Source organism: Vibrio sp. Of14-4 (assembly GCF_022347625.1).
Classification (GTDB): Bacteria; Pseudomonadota; Gammaproteobacteria; order Enterobacterales; family Vibrionaceae; genus Vibrio; species Vibrio pristinus.
Genome location: NZ_JAKRGI010000045.1, coordinates 1 through 2,082, shown reverse-complemented (window position 1 = coordinate 2,082; position 2,082 = coordinate 1). Strand labels below are relative to the sequence as shown.

The 2,082-nt window shown below is 55.8% G+C and carries 1 protein-coding gene; it reads left to right on the top strand.

Annotated features, from left to right (window positions below; translation table 11 throughout):
* On the top strand, positions 1-2,082 hold a 2,082-nt coding region (locus tag MHN79_RS20690), incomplete at both ends, for a hypothetical protein (protein ID WP_239174866.1).

The window sequence follows — 2,082 nt, the reverse complement described above, 5'->3', positions numbered from 1 at the left end:
ATTGATGAGGCGAGCAATAAGCAAAGCCAAGCTGAGCAAAGCGTGGCGGCCAACCAAGCCAAGGTGACCGCGCTGCGCGCTGAATTAGAAACCCTATCGTCAGGCATGCAGGCGCAGTTTGACGCGCTTAATGCCCAGCGTGAGGCTTACGATGCGTTGCAAGTGTCGCTGGCTGAGCACACCACTGAGGTCAAGGCTCGTCAACGCAGTCTTGATAGCGCTTGGCAGTCATTATCAGGCAAACAAGCGGCTGAAAATACCGCCAGCGCCGCGCTGCGCACCCAGCAGGCGCAAGCCCAGCAATGGCAAGCAAAGCTGGATGCGGCCAAAGTCAGTGAGAAGGAAAAATCAGAATTTCTGATGGGCCTTAATCGTGATTTAACCGTAGCACAAACGGCGCTGTCACAGCGAGAGCGGGACCATAATGCGGCACAAGCAGCACTGAATGCTGCGCAACAAGAGCGTGAAACCGCGCAGCAACTAGAAGCGCAGAATTTGGCCTCACTATTATCCACAGCTCGAGAGCGGCGTTGGCATCCGATTAGCAGAAGAGTAGTAGGAGGAAGGAGATTTAGGCTATTTGGCCCAAGGTATTTAGGCGCGCAGTCATCCACGCCTGAGCAACTAACCGATCTACAACGCAGGGCAAACGATGCAAAGACAGACCTGAGTAATCAGCTGCCTGGGTTACGTGCAGATAGGGCAAAATTCTATGCTAAGGCTGACTACCTATCAATGGAGGCGGCGTACCTTGATAGCCATGGCGGTAGTCTGGGGATGTGGTACGAAGTTGATATGTATCGTGAGAAAGTACGTCGACTTGATATTCAGATCACACAACATGAAAGCGATATACGTCTGTTATCAAACCTTGCCAATGGCATTCAAGACTACAGGCAAGCTAAGGTCAATCGTCTACAACTCGATACTCAGGTGGAACAATATCAGCAGCGTGTCGAGACGGACACACAAGCACTGAGGCAAGCCAAAACTGAAGTGAGAGAGCTGCAAGCGCAGGTTGAACAAGCTCAGCAAGCGCTAAATTCGGCGCGCTCCAATGTGGCGAAGGCCAATACTCAGCTTACCTCTGCTAATCAGGCCATGGACCGCGCCAAGGCGAGCCTGTCAAGCGCCACGGCCGAGCGTGAAGCCGCCGAGCAATTATTGTCTCAAGCGAGCACGCACCTGAGCACCGCCCAAACCGATAAGGCCCGCGTGGCCTCCGAGCTTTTGGCCGCGCGCACCACGCTCAATCAAGCCAGCACGCAATTTGCTAAGGCTCATCAGTCACTGAGCCGCACGGCGCAGTCGCTTAATCAGGCCGGGGAAAGACTTGGCAGCGCCATTGACTTGCACGCCGAGGTGAATGTCTCGCTCAATCAAGCCAATCGCGCCCAATACCAAGCCAAGGCTGCCATTGACCGCGCGCAGGGGCAAGTGGACATTGCCCGTTACACGGCGTGGCGCCAAGCCTCGGTAGAGGTGGCCAGTCACGACACCGATTACGAGTACGATGCGAGGGGCCAATTGGTGACCGAACGCTCGGCTGTGGTCAGCTTTGCCGATGTGCAAAAAGACAAGCCAGTCACTCAGTTTATTGGCCGCTTAACCACTGCCCACCGCTACGACAGTTTGGGCAATGTGATACACACCACCACCGCGAAAGGCACGCGTCTTGAGCAGACTCAGCGCTTTGACTTTGATGTGCAAGGCCATCAAGTGCGCTCGCACGGTTTGGCCGGCAGTCAGGTGGTGTTCAATGACGCGGGACTGGCGAGCATCAACATCAATGCCGAGGGTGAGCGCCGCGATAAGGTCTACGATGCCAAAGGCCAACTGCGTTTTGACGTGGATGAGCTCGGCTTTGTCACCGAGTATCGCTACAACGCCTACGGTGAGCGCATCGAGCAAATGCGCTACGCCAACGCGTACCAAGGCGCGCGTGAAGCGGGCACCAGCTTAAGCTTGGCCTCGCTTAGTGCGTTTGTTGCCAAAGGCGGTGACTGGCGTCAGGTCAGCCAAACCTATAACGCCCGCGGCGAGCGCCTAAGCGTGACTCAACGCAGCAGCGTCGACAGCCAT